This window comes from Streptomyces sp. NPDC041968 (genome assembly GCF_055589025.1).
In genome coordinates, this window is sequence record NZ_JBVJCB010000001.1 from 420,660 (window position 1) to 439,025 (window position 18,366).

Genomic DNA, 18,366 nt, shown 5'->3' on the forward strand with positions numbered 1-18,366 from the left:
CGGATCCCTCCCCACCGCGTCCCATCGCTGTCCCCAGTAACAGCCGAAGGAGCGATGCGGTGAACAGCGAGCGACCCGACCACGACGACGCCACCGCCGCCCCCGCGGGCGAGGCCGGCACCGGGCGCCCCGCGCGGCGCCCCCGGGCGGTCGCGGTCGCGTCGGTCGCCGCGGCCGTGCTGCTGGTCGGGACGGGCGGGGCCTATCTGGCCGCGTCCGCCTCCGGTGATGACCCGAACGGCGGTACGGCGTCCGGGGCGTCCGGCGACGACACTCCCCCGCCGCTCGCCCTGGACGGGTACGGCGCCCCCTCCCAGGGCGGCGCGAACGGCATCGCGCCCGGCGAACCCGACCCCCACGGCGTCACCTACCGGGCCGAGGGCTCGCTCCCCCAGGGGCCCGGCTCGGCGCCCGTCTACCGGGCGAAGGGCGAGGTCGGCGAGGCGGAGGTGGCCCGGCTGGCCGAGGCGCTCGGGGTCGAGGGCGCACCGCGCGTCCAGGGTGAGGCCTGGAAGGCCGGCACCGCCGGGGACGGTTCGGGACCGCTGCTCACGGTGGACCGGCGGGCGCCGGGCACCTGGACGTTCCACCGCTACGCCCCCGGCACCGACGACTGCGGGAAGGGTCCGGCGTGCAAGACCCCGCCCGCCGACGGGAGCCCGATCGACGAGGCGGCCGCGAAGAAGGCGGCGGCTCCGGTGCTCAAGGCGCTGGGGCAGGACGACGCCAAGCTGGACGCGGGGCAGGTCATGGGCGCCCGCCGGGCCGTCAACGCCGAGCCCGAGGTCGGCGGGCTGCCCACGTACGGCTGGACGACCGGCGTGGTCGTCGATGCGCGGGGCGAGGTGGTCGGCGGCAGCGGCCAGGTGTCGGCGCCGGTCAAGGGCGACACGTACCCGGTCCTGGGCGCCGCGGAGACGCTGGCGCTGCTGAACGCGCCGGGTGGCGGCACGGGGGCCGGCATCGGCGGCTGCGCGAGCCCCGTACCGCATCAGGACCGCGCCGACGCGCCCTGCGCGATGCCGACGGGCACGCCGGAGAAGCCCGGGAAGCGGACGGTCACGGTCGAGGACGCGGTGTTCGGGCTGGCCGCCCATCCGGTGCGGGGGCGGCCGACGCTGGTGCCGTCCTGGCTGTTCGAGGTGCGGGCGCCGGGCGCGCAGGACGCCGTCACGGTCACCTATCCGGCGGTCGACCCCGAGTACCTGGCCACCACCGCTCCCGACGCGCCCTCCCCGTCCCCCTCCGACGGGCCGACCTCGGCACCGTCGGAGCCGCGGGAGGTGCGGGCCGAGGGCTACACGACCGCGGGCGGGGAGCTGACCGTGCACTTCACGGGCGGGGTCTGCTCCGACTACGAGGCGACGGCGAAGGAGAGCGCGGGGAGGGTGACGGTCACGGTGACCGAGACACCGCACCCCGAGAAGGTCTGCATCCTCGTCGCGAAGGAGTACGAGCGGACGGTGCCGCTCGACGAGCCGCTCGGCGACCGGGCGGTCGTGGGCCCCGACGGCGAGGAGATCCCGGCGCACAAGCCGGGCGCGCGACTGCCGGCCCCGTCCGGGAACCGGTGACGCGGACGCGCCGGGTACCACCGACAGGGCGGCGGCCCGGGGATTCCCCCGGGCCGCCGCCCTGTGTACGACTGTGGCGCTCGGCCGCGCGGCTCAGCTGAAGGAGTCGCCGCAGGCGCAGGAACCCGTCGCGTTCGGGTTGTCGATCGTGAAGCCCTGCTTCTCGATCGTGTCCACGAAGTCGATGGTGGCGCCGCCCAGGTACGGGGCGCTCATGCGGTCGGTGGTGACCTTGACGCCGTCGAAGTCCTTCACCACGTCGCCGTCGAGCGAGCGCTCGTCGAAGAAGAGCTGGTAGCGCAGGCCGGAGCAGCCACCGGGCTGGACGGCGACGCGCAGCGCCAGGTCCTCGCGGCCTTCCTGGTCGAGCAGGGCCTTGACCTTGGCCGCGGCGGCGTCGGTCAGGATGATGCCGTCGGTGACGGTGGTGGTCTCGTCCGATACGGACATCTACATCTCTCCCGGGTTGTACGGAGACTGCTTGCCGACGGTTCCAACCGGCGGGGCCGCGGATTCATTCCGGGGTCGGTCCCGAATCTCGTTCCTCGGCCTTCCCTTCATGCTCGCACACGCCCCGGGGAGCGGACAGCGCCTGTGGACGGCGGCTCGGGCACCGGGATTCACGTCACACCGACACAATGGCCATCGTCAAACTGACGTGAACCGGTTATGATAGATAGCGTCAGTTCGACGAAAAGAAGAAAGGGTGCGTGTCGTGACCACCGCCCAAACCCAGGAGCTCGACGTACAGCCGTCGCCGCTCGCCCTGCTGCTGCTCGGCCGCGAGGCCGACCCGAGGAGCGAGCGCGGCGTGGAGTGCCCCGGCGACCTCCCCTCGCCCTCCGACCCGGACCTGGTGGCGCGCGCCCGCGCGGCCAAGGAGAAGCTCGGGGACAAGGTCTTCGTGCTCGGTCACCACTACCAGCGCGACGAGGTCATCCAGTTCGCCGACGTCACGGGTGACTCCTTCAAGCTGGCCAAGGACGCCGCCGCGCGCCCGGAGGCCGAGTACATCGTCTTCTGCGGTGTGCACTTCATGGCGGAGTCGGCCGACATCCTGACCACCGACGACCAGAAGGTGGTCCTGCCCGACCTGGCGGCCGGCTGCTCCATGGCCGACATGGCCACCGCCGAGCAGGTCGCCGAGTGCTGGGACGTGCTGACCGAGGCCGGGATCGCCGAGCAGGTCGTGCCCGTCTCGTACATGAACTCGTCCGCGGACATCAAGGCGTTCACGGGCAAGCACGGCGGCACCATCTGCACGTCGTCCAACGCGAAGCGGGCCCTGGACTGGGCCTTCGAGCAGGGCGAGAAGGTGCTGTTCCTGCCCGACCAGCACCTGGGCCGCAACACCGCGGTGCGGGACATGGGGATGTCCCTGGAGGACTGCGTCCTCTACAACCCGCACAAGCCGAACGGCGGGCTGACCACCGAGGAACTGCGCGCCGCGAAGATGATCCTGTGGCGGGGCCACTGCTCGGTGCACGGCCGCTTCAGCCTCGACTCGGTGAACGACGTGCGCGAACGCATCCCGGGCGTGAACGTCCTGGTGCACCCCGAGTGCCGGCACGAGGTCGTCGCGGCGGCGGACTACGTCGGCTCGACCGAGTACATCATCAAGACGCTGGAGGCGGCCCCGGCCGGTTCCAAGTGGGCCATCGGCACGGAGCTGAACCTGGTCCGCCGCCTGGCGAACCGTTTCGCTCCCGAGGGCAAGGAGATCGTCTTCCTCGACAAGACGGTCTGCTTCTGCTCGACCATGAACCGCATCGACCTGCCGCACCTGGTGTGGGCGCTGGAGTCGCTCGCCGAGGGCACGCTCGTCAACCGCATCGAGGTCGACAAGGAGACCGAGGCCTTCGCGAAGCTGGCGCTGGAGCGGATGCTCGCCCTGCCGTAGCGGCGGGCCGTCCGAGGACGGACACGGGGAGGGGCCCCGCACCACCACCTCGCGGTGGCGGGCGGGGCCCCTCCCCGTTCCGTTCCGGTCGCTCAGACCTTCGCCGGCTCCGGCTCGTCCGAGGCCGCGGCCTGCGGCGGTACGGCGCCGCCCTTCTTCGCCGCGCGCTTCTTCGCGCGCCGCTCCTTGCGCAGCTCCAGCATCGCGTAGAGCGTCGGGACCAGCAGCAGCGTCAGCAGGGTCGAGGTGATCAGACCGCCGATCACCACCACCGCCAGCGGCTGGGCGATGAACCCGCCCTCGCCGGTGACGCCCAGCGCCATCGGGAGCAGGGCGAAGATCGTCGCCAGGGCCGTCATCAGGATGGGCCGCAGACGGTGCCGGCCGCCCTCGATCACCGCCTCGACGACGCCGTAGCCCTGCTTGCGGTACTGGTTGATCAGGTCGATCAGCACGATCGCGTTGGTGACCACGATGCCGATCAGCATCAGCATGCCGATCATCGCCGGGACGCCCATCGGGGTGCCCGTGGCCAGCAGCAGGCCGATCGCGCCGGTCGCGGCGAACGGGATGGACACCAGCAGGATCAGCGGCTGGGCCAGCGACCGGAAGGTGCCGACCAGCAGCATGAACACGATCGCGATCGCCGCGAGCATGGCCAGGCCCAGGTTGACGAACGCCTCGTCCTGGTCGGCGGTGACGCCACCGATCTCGGCCGTGGCACCGGCCGGCAGCTCCAGCCCGTTGATCTTCGACTGGAGTTCCGTGCCCACCGCGCCGGTGTTGTCACCGGTCGGCTTGGCCGTGATGGTCGCCGCCCGCTGCCCGTCGATGCGGGTCATGGACACCGGGCCGTCCACCAGCCGCACGGTGGCGATGTCGCCGAGCTTCGCCGGGCCCAGCTTCAGGGCCTTGAGCTGGGCGATGGTGGTGGCCGGCTGGGCCGACCTGATGACGACATCGCGCTCGGTGTCCTCGAGGACCGCCTTGGCGGCCGGGGTGCCGCGTACCGCCTGGGCGACGGCCGCGCCGAGCGTCTGGTCGCTGAAGCCGGCCCCGGCCGCCTTCGCGTTGGCCTTGACCGAGATGCGCGGCACGCTCTGCGCCAGGTCGCTGGTGACGTCGGTGACGTCGTCGAGCCCGGCGACGGTCCCGCGGACCTTCTCGGCGGCCTCGCGGAGCACCTGCGCGTCGGCCGCCTTGACAACGACGCTGAGGTCCTGGCTGCCGAAGCCGTCACCGGCGGCGACGGTGGTGGTGCCGATGCCGTCCAGCTTCGCGAGCCCGTCCTCGATGTGGTCCTGGACGGCCTCGGCGTCGGCCGAGTCCTCCAGCATCAGCTGGTACGAGGCCTGGTTGGTGTCCGTGCCGCCGCCGAAGGCGGCCATGAACCCGGACGAGCCGATGGTGACCTGGAAGTCCTTGACGCCCTCGGTGTCGCCGAGCAGCTTCTCGACCTTCTCCGCCTGCTCGTTCGTCGCGCTCAGGCTGGTGCCGGGCTTCAGCTCCTGCTTGATGCTGAGGACCTTCTGGTCGCCCTGGTCGAAGAAGTTGGTCTTCAGCAGCGGCGCCATGCCGAACGTGCCGAGCAGGACGACGACCGCGATGGCCAGGCTGGTCAGGCGGCGGCGGGTGGCGAAGCGCAGCACGGGGACGTAGAGGCGCTGGAGGCGGCTCTTCGCCTCCTTCTCCTCGGCCAGCCGGCGGGCCTCGGCCGCGTCCTCGGGGGTGCCCTTGGGCGGGCGCAGGAACCAGTACGACAGCACCGGGACGACCGTCAGCGACACCAGCAGGGAGGCCAGCAGCGCGGCGGTGACGGTGAGGCTGAAGGAGCCGAACAGCTCGCCGACCATGCCACCGACCAGGCCGATCGGCAGGAACACGGCGACCGTGGTCAGCGTCGAGGAGGTGACCGCTCCGGCGACCTCGCGGACCGCCTTGAGGATGGCCTCCTGGCGCTCCTCGCCGTAGCCGAGGTGCCGCTTGATGTTCTCCAGGACCACGATCGAGTCGTCGACGACCCGGCCGATGGCGATGGTCAGCGCGCCCAGCGTCAGCATGTTCAGCGACAGGTCGCGCGTCCACAGGACGATCAGCGCCAGCACCACCGACAGCGGGATGGAGACCGCGGTGACCAGGGTGGAGCGGATCGACGCCAGGAAGACCAGGATGATCAGGACGGCGAAGAGCAGACCGAGGGCGCCCTCGGTGGTCAGGCCCTCGATGGCCTTGGAGACCGCCGGGCCCTGGTCGCTGACGACGGTGAGCGTCGCGCCGGAGCCGAGCTGCTCGCGCAGGTCGGGGAGCTTGTCCTCGACGGCGTTCGAGATGGCGACCGCGCTGCCGTCGTGGTCCATCGTGACGGCGACGGAGAGGCTCGGTTCGCCGTTGGTGCGGGTGAGGGAGTCGGCCTTGGCCTCCTCCTCCTTGACGGTGGCCACGTCACCGAGGCGCACGGGCTCGTCGACGCCCTCGCCGGTGACCATGAGGTCCTGGATCTGCTGCAGCGAGGTGAAGCCGCCGCCGACCTGGACGGTGCGGTTGGCGCCGCCCTCGTCGAAGGAGCCCGCGGGGACGGTCGCGCCGCCGGCCTGGAGGGACTGGGCGAGGACCTGCGGGGCCACGCCGGCCTCGGCCAGCTTCGCCGGGTCCGGGGTGACGGTGACCTGGAGGTCCCGCACGCCGTCGACCACGACCTGGGCGACGCCGTCGATGTCCTTCAGCTCCGAGACGACCGTCTTGTCGAGCTGGTCGGCCAGCGCCTGCTGGTCCTTGTCGGAGGTGACGGCGAGGACGACGGTGGGGATGTCGTCCGTCGAGCCGGAGACGATCTGCGGGTCGACGTCGTCCGGGAGCTGGGCGCGGGCCCGGTTGACGGCCTGCTGGACGTCGGCGACGAGCTGCTGGGTGCCGTTGCCGTAGTCGAAGGACGCCATGATGACGGCGTTGCCCTCACTGGCCGTCGCGGTGATGCCGGAGATCCCGTCGACGGCTTCGAGGCTGTCCTCGATCGGCTCGACGACCTGCTTCTCGACCACGTCCGGCGAGGCACCCTGGTAGGGCGCCAGCACGGACACCATGGGCAGTTCGATGGTGGGCAGCAGCTGCTGCTTGAGCTGGGGGATGGCGATCGCGCCGAAGACGAGCGCGACGATCGACATCAGGCCTATCAGGGCCCGTTGCGCGAGGCTGAATCTCGACAGCCAGGACATGGATCAGGGTCTCTCTTCTGTGGCCGAGCGGGGGACGGAGCACATGTGAGCGCTGGACGCGGGCGCCACCGGCTCACGGGTGACCGCCCACCCCAACACCCTGGGCCATGAACGGCCCCGGTTCCCTAGGCCCCAGGTCCATTTCCTTATCCCGCGCATACTCCGGCCGCAGTACACCCGGGTCGGGGTCACTCCACCCTCGGACGTACCAGCCCGGACTCGTACGCGATGACGACGAGCTGGGCCCGGTCGCGGGCGCCCAGCTTGGACATGGCCCGGTTGACGTGCGTCTTCACCGTGAGCGGGCTGACCTCCAGCCGCTCGGCGATCTCGTCGTTGGAGAGTCCGCCGGCGACCTGGACCAGCACCTCGCGCTCGCGCACGGTCAGCGTCTCCAGGCGTTCGGCCCGAGCGGGGTCGCGCTCCTCGCCCGCCGTGCCCTCCTGGGCCAGGAAGCGGGCGATCAGCCCCTTGGTGGCGGCCGGGGACAGCAGCGCCTCGCCGCCGGCCGCGACCCGGATCGCGCTGAGCAGTTCCTCGGGCTCGGACCCCTTGCCGAGGAAGCCGGAGGCACCGGCGCGCAGCGACTGCACCACGTAGTCGTCGACCTCGAAGGTGGTCAGTATGACCACGCGGACGTGGGCGAGAGAGGGATCGGCGCTGATCATGCGGGTGGCGGCGAGGCCGTCCGTGCCGGGCATCCGGATGTCCATCAGGACCACGTCGGCCCGCTCCTCGGCGGCCATCCGCGCCGCCTGGGCACCGTCGGACGCCTCCCCCACCACCTCCATGTCGGGCTCGGAGTCGACCAGCACCCGGAAGGCGCTGCGCAGCAGCGCCTGGTCGTCGGCGAGCAGGACACGGATCGTCATACGGGGTCCTCCGCGGCATCGGTGCGGTGTCTGACCGGCAGGATCGCATGGACCCGGAAACCGCCCCCGTAGCGGGGACCGGTGGTGAGGGTGCCGCCCACGGCGGCGACGCGCTCGCGCATGCCGAGCAGGCCGTGTCCGCCGCCGTCCGCGCCGGTCTCCGCCGGAGCGCCCGGGGCGCCCGGGGCGCCGGGCACGCCCGGGGTGTCGTCGCCGCCGGCGCCGTCGTCGAGCACCGTGACCTCGATGTCAGGCCCCACCCGAACGACGCTGACCTCGGCCTTCGCCCGCGTCCCCGCGTGCTTCTGCACGTTGGTGAGCGCCTCCTGGATGATGCGGTAGGCGGCCAGGTCGACGGCGGCGGGCAGGTCGGTGCCCTGGTCCGCGCGGGCCACCTCCACGTGCAGCCCGGCGTGGTGGAAGGTGGCGACCAGTTCGTCGAGGCGGTCCAGGCCGGGGGCGGGCTCGGTCGGTGCCTTGGGGTCGCCCGACTGACGCAGCAGGCCCACGGTCGCCCGCAGCTCGTCCAGTGCCGAGCGGCTGGCCGCCCGTACGTGGGCGAGGGCCTCCTTGGCCTGGTCGGGCCGCTTGTCCATGACGTGCGCGGCGACCCCGGCCTGGACGTTGACCAGCGCGATGTGGTGGGCGACCACGTCGTGCAGGTCCCGGGCGATGCGCAGCCGCTCCTCGGCGACGCGGCGGCGGGCCTCCTCCTCGCGGGTGCGCTCGGCCTTCTCGGCCCGGTCCCGGATGGCCTGCACGAAGGCGCGCCGGCTGCGCACCGCGTCCCCGGCGCTGGCGCCGATGCCGGTCCAGGCGAAGACGGCGAGGTTCTCCTGGGCGTACCAGGGCAGGGGCCCGGCCAGCATGGCGGCGCCGGTCAGCACCGTCATCGTGAGCAGGCCGGCCCGCCAGGTGGTGGGGCGGTCGGTGGAGGCGGCGACGGTGTAGAGGGCGACCACGGTGGACATGACGACCGGGGCGCGGGGGTCGCCGGTGACGCTCTCGACAACGGAGACGCAGCCGGTGACCGCGAGGACCACCAGCGGAGCACGCCGGCGGAAGACGAGCGCGGCGGCGCCGACGGCCATGAGGACCAGGCTCAGCACGTCGGGGGTCCGCAGGCCCCAGGTGACGCCCTCGGGGCCGTGCGGGTCCACGAAGGAGCCGGCGACCATGCACAGCAGGACGGCCGCGGCGAGGGCGGCGTCCAGTGCCAGGGGGTGGGCGCCGAGGGTGCAGCGGGCGCGGGCGAGGGTGCTCACGGCTGTTCACGGTAGCCGCAGTGGGCGTGGCCCACGGGCGGGGACGGACGCGGCGCGAGCTGCCGGTGGCCCCCACCCCCGGGTCCCCGCCTCGGCCGCGAGGGCCTCGTGCCCGGAGGCCGGACGGGCCGACGGTGGAGGTCGGCCGTCACGCGCCGCCCGGGATGAGACCGTCGTCGCTCAGCAGCTCCCGTACCTCCTCCAGCGTCGCGTCCGGCGACGGGAGGATGAGGTCGGACGGCTCCAGGGAGTCGTCCGGGAGCGGCTCGCCCAGTTCGCGGACCTTGGCCAGGAGTGCCTGGAGGGTCCCTCGGAAACCGGGGCCGTCGCCGGTCTCCATCTCGGCCATCAGCTCGTCGTCCAGCTTGTTCAGCTCGGCGAGACGGCCGTCGGCCAGCGTCAGCTGGCCCTCCCCCATGATCCGTACGATCATGTCGCCCTCCTAGGCGTGCCCTACTGCTTGTCGAAGCGCGGGGTGTCCTGCGGCTGCTGCTGGGACTGCTGCTGCCCCTGTCCCTGACCGCCCTCCAGGGCCTGCCGGTCGGAGGTGGGGCCGCCGGCCAGCTCGGCCTTCATCCGCTGCAGCTCCAGCTCTACATCCGTACCACCGGAGAGCCGGTCCAGCTCGGCCTGGATGTCGTCCTTGTGCATGCCGGACTGGTCGTCGAGGGCGCCGGAGGCGAGCAGTTCGTCGATGGCGCCGGCCCGGGCCTGGAGCTGGGCGGTCTTGTCCTCGGCACGCTGGATGGCGAGGCCCACGTCGCCCATCTCCTCGGAGATGCCGGAGAACGCCTCACCGATGCGGGTCTGCGCCTGGGCGGCGGTGTAGGTGGCCTTGATGGTCTCCTTCTTCGTACGGAAGGCGTCCACCTTGGCCTGGAGGCGCTGGGCCGCGAGGGTGAGCTTCTCCTCCTCGCCCTGGAGGGTGGCGTGCTGCGTCTCCAGGTCGGTGACCTGCTGCTGGAGCGCGGCGCGCCGGGAGAGCGCCTCGCGGGCGAGGTCCTCCCGGCCCAGCGCCAGCGCCTTGCGGCCCTGGTCCTCCAGCTTGGACGACTGGGACTGGAGCTGGTTGAGCTGGAGCTCCAGGCGCTTGCGGCTGGTCGCCACGTCGGCGACGCCGCGGCGCACCTTCTGCAGCAGCTCCAGCTGTTTCTGGTACGAGTAATCGAGGGTCTCGCGCGGGTCCTCGGCCCGGTCAAGGGCCTTGTTGGCCTTCGCGCGGAAGATCATCCCCATACGCTTCATGACACCGCTCATGGGCTTCGCGCGCCCCCTTCTGACCGACTCCGGCTCCAGCACCTGCGACAGGACCCACAGTACGGGCCCTGCATCCATTACCGCACTGTTCGGGGACGGATGCGCTCATCCCCAAGGACGACTGCGTGCCCACCCGGTCCGGCGTAGGGAGTAGGTGCTCCCCGGGGTCGCCCCCGATGGCCGGTGTCCGGGGCGGTACACAACGTCCCGTCTGTCCCCCTTATGGACGACCGGCGTTGCCGGATCGTTCCCCACCGGGCTGGGGTCCACTCCCGTGCACCCCGTACCCTTGGGTTTTGTGTTCCGTAGCCGTGCCAAGGATGAGAAGGCCCAGAGCGCCGTCAGCGCGCCGGTGACCGACTCCAATCAGCCCCGCGACCCGCAGGCCCCGAAGGGCAGGCCGACGCCCAAGCGCAGTGCGGCCCAGTCCCAGCGCCGCAGCGTCGCCCGAACGCCGATGACGCGCAAGGACGCCGCCAAGCGCCAGCGCGAGGAGCGCCGGACCGCCATGGCGCGGCAGCGTGAAGCCCTGGCCAAGGGTGACGAGCGGTACCTGCCGGCCCGCGACAAGGGCCCGGTCCGCAAGTTCGCGCGCGACTTCGTCGACTCGCGGTTCAACATCGCGGAGTACTTCCTGCCGATGGCGGTGGTCATCCTCGTACTGAGCATGATCCGGGTGGCCTCGTTGCAGAACGTCGCGCTGCTGCTGTGGCTGGTCGTGATCGTGCTGATCGTGCTGGACTCGATCGTCACCGGCTTCCGGCTGAAGAAGCGGCTCGCCGAGCGCTTCCCCGACGACCGCAAGCGCGGCGCGGTCGCCTACGCGCTGATGCGCTCCCTCCAGATGCGCCGGCTCCGGCTGCCCAAGCCCCAGGTCAAGCGCGGGGAGCGGCCCTGAGCACGACGCCGTTGGCCGGCGGCGCCGCCGACGCCTGGCTCGGCTCACTGGGCGGTCTGCGGGACGTCGTACGGCAGGAGCTGGTGGCCCGGCACCTGGACGAGCAGATAGCCGGGCGCTTCCCGGTCGGCAAGCGGCTGCGGGTGCTCGACGTCGGCATGGGCCGGGGCGCCCAGTCGTTGCGGCTGGCGCGGGCCGGTCACCAGGTGACCGGCCTGGAGCGGGACGCCGTACTGATCGCCGCGGCCCGCGAGGCCCTGGCGGGTCAGCCCGAGGGCATCCGGGAGCGGGTGCGGATCATCGAGGGTGACGGCCGGGACACCGGCGTGCACTTCCTGCCGGGCAGCTTCGACGTGGTGCTGTGCCACGGCGTGCTCATGTACGTCGAGGAGCCCGACCCGCTGCTCGCGGGGCTGGCCCGGATGCTCGCCCCGGGCGGCCTGCTGTCGCTCCTGGTGCGCAACGGCGACGCGCTCGCCATGCGCCCCGGCCTGGACGGCGAGTGGGCGGGCGCGCTGGCCGCCTTCGACACCACCCACCTGCTGCCCCGGTCCCGGAGCGAGTCGGACGGAGCGGCGCCCGCCCGGACCCGTCCCGGCGTCCGCGCGGACCGGCTGGCGACACTGACGGCGAAGCTCGCGGGCATCGGCGCCCCGCTGCACACCTGGTACGGCGTCCGGGTCTTCACGGACACGGCACCCGACGACGCCCCGGTCCCGGACGACCTCGACACGCTGCTGGCCGTCGAGGACCGGGCGGGCCGGACCGACCCGTACCGCGGGGTGGCGGCACTGCTGCACCTGTGCGGGGTGCGGGGCTAGGGTCCGGCGGCCCCGTGGCGGGCCGGCGGCCTCCGTGGTGGCCCGACGATCCCCCTCGCGGCTTCGCCGGCCCCGCGCCCGTTCGGGTGTTCACCGGGGGCCGGTGTTCCGGCGCGCGGTGAGACTCGGGTCATGGACGCTTCCCGTACCCGCGCGCCGCGGCCGTTCGGCCCGGCCGCCGCGGTGGCCTGCTCCCTGCTGTTCGCCGCCGGCTGCTCCGGTCCGGGCGCCGGTGCCGGGCGGGAGGGCGACACGGCGCGGGCCGCCGCGCCCCTCGCGGCCAACGCCCTGCAGAGCGACTACCAGCGGGTGATCAACGACGTGCTCCCGTCGGTCGTGCAGATCCAGGCGGGCGACGCCCTGGGCTCCGGGGTCGTGTACGACGGCAAGGGGCACGTCGTCACGAACGCGCACGTCGTCGGGGAGAACCGGTCCTTCCGGGTGACGACCGCGCGGACCGAGGACACCCTCACCGCCGAGCTGGTCTCCTCCTACCCCGAGCAGGACCTCGCCGTCATCAAGCTGGACCGGGTGCCCGACGGCGTCAGGGCGGCCCGCTTCGGGGACTCCGCGAAGGTCGAGGCCGGGCAGATCGTGCTGGCGATGGGCTCGCCGCTCGGCCTGTCCTCCAGCGTGACGCAGGGGATCGTGTCGGGGACCGGGCGGACCGTCACCGAGGGGCGTGCCGACGGCGGTACGGGCGCGACCATCGGCAACATGGTGCAGACGTCCGCCGCCATCAATCCGGGCAACAGCGGTGGCGCCCTGGTGAACCTCGACGGCCAGGTCGTCGGCATCCCGACGCTCGCCGCCACCGACCCGGGCCTCGGCGACAGCGCGGCGCCCGGGATCGGGTTCGCGATCCCGGCGTCGATGGTGCGGACGGTCGCCGACCAGATCGTCGCGGACGGCCGGGTGACCGACTCGGGCCGGGCCGCGCTCGGTGTCACCGCCCGTACGGTCGTCGACGACGGCAACCGGCCCGCGGGAGTCGCCGTCGTCGAGGTGAGTGACGGCGGGGCGGCCGACGAGGCGGGACTGCGTCCCGGTGACGTCGTCGTCCGGCTCGGCGACACGGACGTCACCACGATCACCTCGCTGGCCGAGGCGCTGGCGTCGCTGCGGCCGGGTGACCGGGTGGAGGTGGCGTACACCCGCGACGGCGACGAGCGCACCGCCGAGGTGACGCTGGGCGAGCAGTGACGGAGCGGGGCCGGCCCGGTCGGGCGGGCCCCGCCGGCCCGTCAGGCCTCGGCGTCCTCCGCGTGCAGGCTCATCGGGCCGTAGATCTCGGTGGAGTCCTCGAACAGCCGGACCTGGTCGGTGCCGCCCTCCTTGAGGTCCTTCCAGTACTCACCGATCCAGGACTCGGCGTCCCCCTGGGTGGTGAACTCCTCGGGCTGCACCGCGGGCTGGACCTCCGTCCCGCCGGCTGTCTCGAACCGCCACGTCCATGCCGCCATGTACGCCTCCAAGATGTGAGCACATGCAGAGCGGAAGCCGGATCTTGGTCCGGCCTCCGCCCGCAGCCTATGCGCTCGGCCGGGCGCGCCGTGGACGACCCCGGAACACGCTCCGCGGCGCAGGCGCGCCGCAGGGGGGCTCGGGCGCGCACCTCGCGGGGTCACCGGGGAAGATCGGTGCGTGGACGTGACTCTGCTCGGCACCGGTGCCCCCGCGGGACTGCCCCGCCCCGACTGTCCCTGTGCGGCGTGTGCCGCGGCGCAGGGCGAGAACGCGCGCGCGGCGACCGCGCTGCTGGTGGACGGGGCGATGCTGCTCGACCTGACGCCGGGCGCCGCGTTCGCCGCCGCGCGCGCCGGGCACTCCCTGACCGGCGTGCGGCAGGTGCTGCTGTCGCACCCGCACGACGGGCCCGCCGTGGAGGTGCCGGCGGGGCTGCCGCAGCCGGGGCGGGTGCCCGACGGGCGGGAGCTGGCGCTGCTGACCGGGCACCGGGTGCGGGCGGTGGCGATGGACTCGCCGGGTACCGGGTACGCCGTGACCGGCCCCGACGGGCAGCGGCTGCTGTACCTGCCGCCGGGTGGCGCGCCGGCCGGTCTGGAGGAGTCCCCCGAGTCCTACGACATGGTCCTCGCGGACGTCGTGGGGCGGCCGGACGCGCTGGCCCGGCTGCGGGCGGTGGGCGCCGCGGGGCCGACGACGGACGTGGTCGCCGTCCACCTGGGCCACGACGTGCCGCCGGGCCGGGAGTTGGAGCGGCGGCTCGCGGCGGCCGGGGCGCGGGCCGTGCCGGACGGGACGACGCTGGCGGTGGGCGCCTACGAGGACGTGCCCGACGTGCCGCGGCGCACCCTGGTCCTGGGCGGCGCCCGGTCGGGGAAGTCGGTGGAGGCGGAACGGCGCCTGGAGGCCTTCCCGGACGTGCTCTACGTGGCCACCGGGGGTTCCCGGGCCGGCGACACCGAGTGGGCGTCCCGGGTCCGCGCGCACCGCGAGCGGCGCCCGGGGTCCTGGCGGACCGTCGAGACGTGCGATCTGGTGCCGCTGCTGAAGGACGAGGGTCCGGCGCTGCTCGTCGACTGCCTGTCCCTGTGGCTGACGGAAGCGATGGACGCCGTCGGGGCGTGGGACGACGCGGAGTGGGCCGACGGCGGCCAGCGGGCCCTCAGGGACCGGGTGCACGAGCTGACGGAGGCGGTCCGCGCCACCCGGCGCACGGTCGTCGCGGTGTCGAACGAGGTCGGCTCGGGGATCGTCCCGGCCACCGCGTCGGGACGCCGCTACCGGGACGAACTCGGGCGGCTGAACGCGGCCTTCGCCGCCGAGTGCGAGCAGGTGCTGCTGGTGGTGGCGGGCCAGGCGCTGGTGCTACGGGGCTGAGGCGTCCTTGCGTGCGACGACCCGGTGGCTCCGGGCGCCGGTGAGCACCGTGCAGCCCCGGGCCGCCAGTTCGGCGTGCAGGTCCGCCGGGTGCGGGGCACCGGGCGGGAGGGCGAGCAGCCGGCGCGGGTCCGCCACGTCGACGAGCAGGTGGCCGCCGGGGCGCAGCGCGTGCAGGGCGGCGCGCAGTTCGGCGCGCGGGTCGGGGACGCGTTCCAGCTGCTGGAAGAGGCTCACCACGTCGTAGCGGGCCCGCAGCCGGGCCGCGATGTGCGGGTTCGTGAGGCGGCCGACGAACGCCTCCTCGACCCGCTCGACCGCGCGGGCGCGCAGGACGCGGTGGGTGGGGTCCAGGCCGTCGAAGGACGTGTACGGGAAGTGGGCGCGCGCGGCGTGCGGGAAGTCGGCGTCGCCGGTGCCCACGTCGAGCCAGCTCTCCGGCTCGGGGCAGTGGCGCAGCAGCGCCCTGGCGGCCAGGCCGTGGCGCAGCCGTACGCCGGCCCGGACCAGCGGGTGGTCCGGCGGGCCGTCCGCGAGCGCGGGGTTGTGGAAGGTGTGCCGGCAGTCCTGGCACCGGACGAGGACGGACCGGCCGGGAGGAGGCGCGGACCGGCCGGGAGGAGGCGCGGACCGGCGCGGGTCCGCGCCGCGGGTGCGCAGCCGCCGCGAGCCGCACCAGGGGCAGTCCCCGCGGTGCGGCCCGTACCGCGGCACGGGAGGCACCAGGGGCACGGGGGGCGGCGCCGAGGAGGCGGGGGGTGCGGACACGGGCGGCTCCCGACGCGAGAGGGGACGTACGACAAACCACGCAAAACGTTACGTAGGTGATCGCGTTCCGGAGCGCAACGACGCCGCCCGGGCGCGGTGCGGACGGGCCCGCCGTGGTGTTCGACCGGGGCCGGTACTGTTCGGCGAATGAGCTCGCTGAATCTCGACGACTTCACCGATCTGATCGAGCGGCCCGACGGCGGGGTGCGCCGCGACGCCGAGGCACGCCGGGAGCGTCAGGTCGTCCCGCCCGGATCGCTGGGCCGCCTGGACGACCTGGGCGAGTGGCTGGCGGCGGCGCAGTCCGCCGTACCGGTGCGGCCGGTCGAGCGGCCCCGGGTGGTGCTCTTCGCCGGTGACCACAAGATCGCCGAGCTGGGCGTCTCGTCCCGGCCCGCGGGCGGTGCGGGTGAACTGGTGCGCGAGGTCCTGGAGGGCGGCCGGCCCGTGTCGGTGCTCGCCCGGCGGCTGGGCGTGCCGGTGCGGGTCGTGGACATGGCTCTGGACTGCGACCCCGAGACGCTCCCGGCCGAGGTCGTACGGCATCGGGTGCGGCGCGGCGGCGGGCGCATCGACGTCGAGGACGCGCTGACCGCCGAGGAGGCGGAGGCCGCCTTCCGGGCCGGGATGGCGGTGGCCGACGAGGAGGCCGACTCCGGTACGGACCTGGTGGTGCTCGGCGACCTGAGCGTGGGCGGGACCACGGCGGCGGGCGCGCTGGTCGCCGCGCTGTGCGGGACCGACGCGTCGGTGGTCACCGGGCGGGGCGGGCTGGCCATCGACGACCTGGCCTGGATGCGCAAGTGCGCGGCGATCCGGGACGCGCTGCGGCGCGCCCGGCCGGTGCTCGGCGACCAGTTGCGGCTGCTCGCGACGGTGGGCGGCGCCGATCTCACGGCGATGACGGGCTTCCTGCTGCAGAGCGCGGTGCGCAAGGTGCCGGTCGTCCTGGACGGCGTCGTGACGGCCGCCTGCGCGCTGGTCGGCCAGCGGGTCGCCTTCCGGGCCCCCGACTGGTGGCTGGCCGCGCACGACAGCGGGGAGCCGGGCCAGGCCAAGGCGCTGGACCGGATGGCCCTGGAGCCGCTGCTGTCCCAGGGCGTGACCGTCGGCGAGGGCACGGGCGGGCTGCTGGCCCTCCCCCTGGTCCAGGCCGCGGCGGCCCTGGCCGCGGAACTGCCGGAGCGGCCGGGGGCGTCGGAGGACTCCGCCGAGGAGAAGGCGGAGGACACGGAGCGGGACTGACGCTCACGGCCGGCCGCGTACGGCGAGGACCGGCCGTGCCGGGGAGCGGGTCCGCCCCCGGCCTGTCGGCGCGTGTACCCCGTCGCGGGCGCCGCCCGCGGGCGCCGTCACCGCCGGCCGGGCACCGGGTCCGGGCGTCCCCCGATCCAGTCCTGCACGGCGCGGCTGGGGCCGGCCCAGCGGCGGTCGTGGTGGTAGGCGCGCAGCCGGGACTTGGCGCGGGCGCGCGGACGGCTCCCGTAGAAGCGGCGGGCCCAGGGGGAGCCGGGCCGGGCCAGGCGGACCGCGCCGACCAGGGCGACGACGGGGACGATCACGCCGAAGATCGCGAGCCGTCCCTTGCCCTTGGCGAGGGCGAGGAGCGCGAAGAAGAAGTTCCCGGCGACGGTCGCGATGACGTTGGCCCGGTCCTGTCTCTCGTCCGGGGAGATGCCGTCGACGCCGAACGGCGTGAACCCGGCGAGCACGAGCCCGACCAGGGCCGCGGTGACCACCACGACCTCCACGCTCTTGCGGCCGGCCTCGGTCCAGTACACGTCGTCGAGGTGCAGGATCAGCGCGAACTCGTCCAGCACGAGCCCCGCCCCGACGCCGAAGACCACCGCGGCCACGGCGGAGCCGAACCCGTGCCGGCCCCCCGCGACCGCGCAGAAGCCGCCGATGACGGTGAGGACGATCCCCGGGACGACGTGGTGGATGTGCACCCCGCCCGTCTGGACGTTGCCGAACGGCCCCTTGCCGGCCCGGATGAGACGGGTGACGACCCGGGTGATCACGAACGTCAGGACGAAGGCCCCCAGGGCGAGGAGCAGCGGCAGCTTGCCGGGTTCCATGATGTTGCGCTGCCACCAATCTCCCATATGCGCACTTTATCCCGAGGGGTCGCCGACGCCCTGGTGACCGCCGGGTAGTCTGCGCCGGTGCCCAGGACGCTCCCCTCCCCCGACGGTCTCCGTTTCGCCTTCGGCACGCTCACCGTCTTCCCGGTCGAGGTGACCCGCTGGGACCGCGGGGCCGCCCGCGGCGGCATGCTGTGCGCGCCGCTGGCCGGGCTGGCCATCGGCGTCGCCGCCGCGGCCGCCGGGCTCCTGCTGCTGTTCCTGGGCGCGGGGAGCCTGCTCGCCGCGGTCGCCACGACCGCCGTGCCCGCCGTGCTCACGCGCGGGCTGCACCTGGACGGGCTGGCCGACACCGCGGACGGGCTGGGCAGCGGGAAGCCCGCCGCGGACGCGTTGCGGATCATGAAGCAGTCGGACATCGGGCCGTTCGGCGTCCTCGCCCTGGTGTTCGTGCTGTTCGCCCAGGTGGCCGCCTTGGCGCAGGCCTACGACGGCTCCTGGGCCCGGGGGGCGCTCGCCGCCGTGGTCTCGGCGACCGCCGCCCGGCTGGCGCTGACGCTCGCCGCCCGGGCCGGGGTGCCGGCCGCGCGCCCCGAGGGGCTGGGCGCGGCGGTCGCCGGGGTGGTGCCGGTGGGAGCCGCGCTGGTGGTCACCGCCGTCGTCACCGCGGCGGGTGCGGTCGCGGGCGCGTTCGGCGGGCCGTACGACGCGGTCCGTACGGCGCTCGCCGTGCTGTGCGCCGTCGCCGTGGCGGAACTGCTGCTGCGGCACTGCGTCCGCAGGTTCGGCGGCGTCACCGGTGACGTCTTCGGCGGGGTCGCGGAGGCGGCGGCCACGGCCTCGCTGGTCGTGCTGGTCCTCGGCTGACCCC

The 18,366-nt window shown here is 74.0% G+C and carries 17 protein-coding genes; 8 read left to right on the forward strand and 9 right to left on the reverse strand.

The features are described from left to right. Positions 1–59: 59 nt before the first annotated feature. Positions 60–1,574 (forward strand): hypothetical protein, encoded by a 1,515-nt coding sequence (locus tag ACZ6EG_RS01930; protein ID WP_469600727.1) that lies wholly within the window; start codon positions 60–62, stop codon positions 1,572–1,574. 93 nt (positions 1,575–1,667) lie between these two features. Here the strand turns inward: ACZ6EG_RS01930 and ACZ6EG_RS01935 are convergent, their stop codons facing one another. Next, positions 1,668–2,024: an iron-sulfur cluster assembly accessory protein gene (locus ACZ6EG_RS01935; RefSeq protein WP_053129615.1), complete on the reverse strand. Its 357-nt coding sequence runs from the start codon at positions 2,022–2,024 to the stop codon at positions 1,668–1,670. A 265-nt stretch (positions 2,025–2,289) separates the two neighbouring features. On the opposite strand from ACZ6EG_RS01935, the gene nadA reads away from it, so the two are divergent. Next, positions 2,290–3,474: a quinolinate synthase NadA gene (nadA, locus tag ACZ6EG_RS01940; RefSeq protein ID WP_391967709.1), complete on the forward strand. Its 1,185-nt coding sequence runs from the start codon at positions 2,290–2,292 to the stop codon at positions 3,472–3,474. Positions 3,475–3,566: 92 nt separating this feature from the next. On the opposite strand, the gene ACZ6EG_RS01945 is transcribed toward nadA, so the two are convergent. The 5 genes from ACZ6EG_RS01945 to ACZ6EG_RS01965 all read right to left on the reverse strand — a co-directional run bounded on the left by ACZ6EG_RS01945 (position 3,567) and on the right by ACZ6EG_RS01965 (position 10,068). Then, positions 3,567–6,686 carry an efflux RND transporter permease subunit gene (locus ACZ6EG_RS01945; protein WP_469600730.1) on the reverse strand — a complete coding sequence of 1,040 codons (3,120 nt, stop codon included), beginning with the start codon at positions 6,684–6,686 and terminating at the stop codon, positions 3,567–3,569. 188 nt (positions 6,687–6,874) lie between these two features. Beyond that, positions 6,875–7,558 carry a response regulator transcription factor gene (locus tag ACZ6EG_RS01950; protein WP_356610620.1) on the reverse strand — a complete coding sequence of 228 codons (684 nt, stop codon included), beginning with the start codon at positions 7,556–7,558 and terminating at the stop codon, positions 6,875–6,877. After that, positions 7,555–8,823: a sensor histidine kinase gene (locus tag ACZ6EG_RS01955; protein ID WP_391967711.1), complete on the reverse strand. Its 1,269-nt coding sequence runs from the start codon at positions 8,821–8,823 to the stop codon at positions 7,555–7,557. Before ACZ6EG_RS01955 ends, ACZ6EG_RS01950 begins: the two co-directional genes overlap by 4 nt. Before the next feature lie 148 nt (positions 8,824–8,971). Further along, positions 8,972–9,256, reverse strand: coding sequence for a PspA-associated protein PspAA (gene pspAA, locus ACZ6EG_RS01960; RefSeq protein ID WP_391967712.1), 285 nt, complete (start codon positions 9,254–9,256; stop codon positions 8,972–8,974). A gap of 20 nt (positions 9,257–9,276) precedes the next feature. Then, on the reverse strand, positions 9,277–10,068 hold the full coding sequence (locus ACZ6EG_RS01965; protein WP_356610623.1) for a PspA/IM30 family protein: 792 nt from the start codon (positions 10,066–10,068) through the stop codon (positions 9,277–9,279). A gap of 271 nt (positions 10,069–10,339) precedes the next feature. Between ACZ6EG_RS01965 and ACZ6EG_RS01970 the strand changes: the two genes are divergently transcribed. From ACZ6EG_RS01970 to ACZ6EG_RS01980, 3 genes are all read left to right on the forward strand, one after another. After that, entirely contained in the window at positions 10,340–10,978 is a 639-nt protein-coding gene (locus tag ACZ6EG_RS01970; RefSeq protein WP_391968274.1) for a DUF3043 domain-containing protein, read from the forward strand. Between the two features lie 83 nt (positions 10,979–11,061). Continuing rightward, positions 11,062–11,799 carry a class I SAM-dependent methyltransferase gene (locus tag ACZ6EG_RS01975; RefSeq protein WP_391968275.1) on the forward strand — a complete coding sequence of 246 codons (738 nt, stop codon included), beginning with the start codon at positions 11,062–11,064 and terminating at the stop codon, positions 11,797–11,799. Between the two features lie 132 nt (positions 11,800–11,931). Beyond that, the gene (locus ACZ6EG_RS01980; protein ID WP_391967713.1) at positions 11,932–13,002 is read left to right on the forward strand and encodes a S1C family serine protease; all 1,071 of its coding nucleotides are present in this window, start codon (positions 11,932–11,934) and stop codon (positions 13,000–13,002) included. Between the two features lie 41 nt (positions 13,003–13,043). Here ACZ6EG_RS01980 and ACZ6EG_RS01985 read toward each other — a convergent pair whose 3' ends face one another. Beyond that, positions 13,044–13,262 (reverse strand): hypothetical protein, encoded by a 219-nt coding sequence (locus tag ACZ6EG_RS01985; protein WP_053129646.1) that lies wholly within the window; start codon positions 13,260–13,262, stop codon positions 13,044–13,046. Between the two features lie 181 nt (positions 13,263–13,443). On the opposite strand from ACZ6EG_RS01985, the gene ACZ6EG_RS01990 reads away from it, so the two are divergent. Then, positions 13,444–14,643 carry a bifunctional adenosylcobinamide kinase/adenosylcobinamide-phosphate guanylyltransferase gene (locus ACZ6EG_RS01990; protein ID WP_469600737.1) on the forward strand — a complete coding sequence of 400 codons (1,200 nt, stop codon included), beginning with the start codon at positions 13,444–13,446 and terminating at the stop codon, positions 14,641–14,643. Here ACZ6EG_RS01990 and ACZ6EG_RS01995 read toward each other — a convergent pair. Beyond that, positions 14,632–15,411 (reverse strand): class I SAM-dependent methyltransferase, encoded by a 780-nt coding sequence (locus ACZ6EG_RS01995; RefSeq protein WP_469600740.1) that lies wholly within the window; start codon positions 15,409–15,411, stop codon positions 14,632–14,634. The genes ACZ6EG_RS01990 and ACZ6EG_RS01995 overlap by 12 nt on opposite strands. A gap of 147 nt (positions 15,412–15,558) precedes the next feature. Between ACZ6EG_RS01995 and cobT the strand changes: the two genes are divergently transcribed. Further along, positions 15,559–16,656: a nicotinate-nucleotide--dimethylbenzimidazole phosphoribosyltransferase gene (cobT, locus tag ACZ6EG_RS02000; RefSeq protein WP_391967716.1), complete on the forward strand. Its 1,098-nt coding sequence runs from the start codon at positions 15,559–15,561 to the stop codon at positions 16,654–16,656. 107 nt (positions 16,657–16,763) lie between these two features. Here cobT and ACZ6EG_RS02005 read toward each other — a convergent pair whose 3' ends face one another. Continuing rightward, positions 16,764–17,516: a hypothetical protein gene (locus ACZ6EG_RS02005; protein ID WP_391967717.1), complete on the reverse strand. Its 753-nt coding sequence runs from the start codon at positions 17,514–17,516 to the stop codon at positions 16,764–16,766. A gap of 60 nt (positions 17,517–17,576) precedes the next feature. On the opposite strand from ACZ6EG_RS02005, the gene ACZ6EG_RS02010 reads away from it, so the two are divergent. Beyond that, positions 17,577–18,362: an adenosylcobinamide-GDP ribazoletransferase gene (locus ACZ6EG_RS02010; RefSeq protein WP_391967718.1), complete on the forward strand. Its 786-nt coding sequence runs from the start codon at positions 17,577–17,579 to the stop codon at positions 18,360–18,362. Positions 18,363–18,366: the final 4 nt, after the last annotated feature.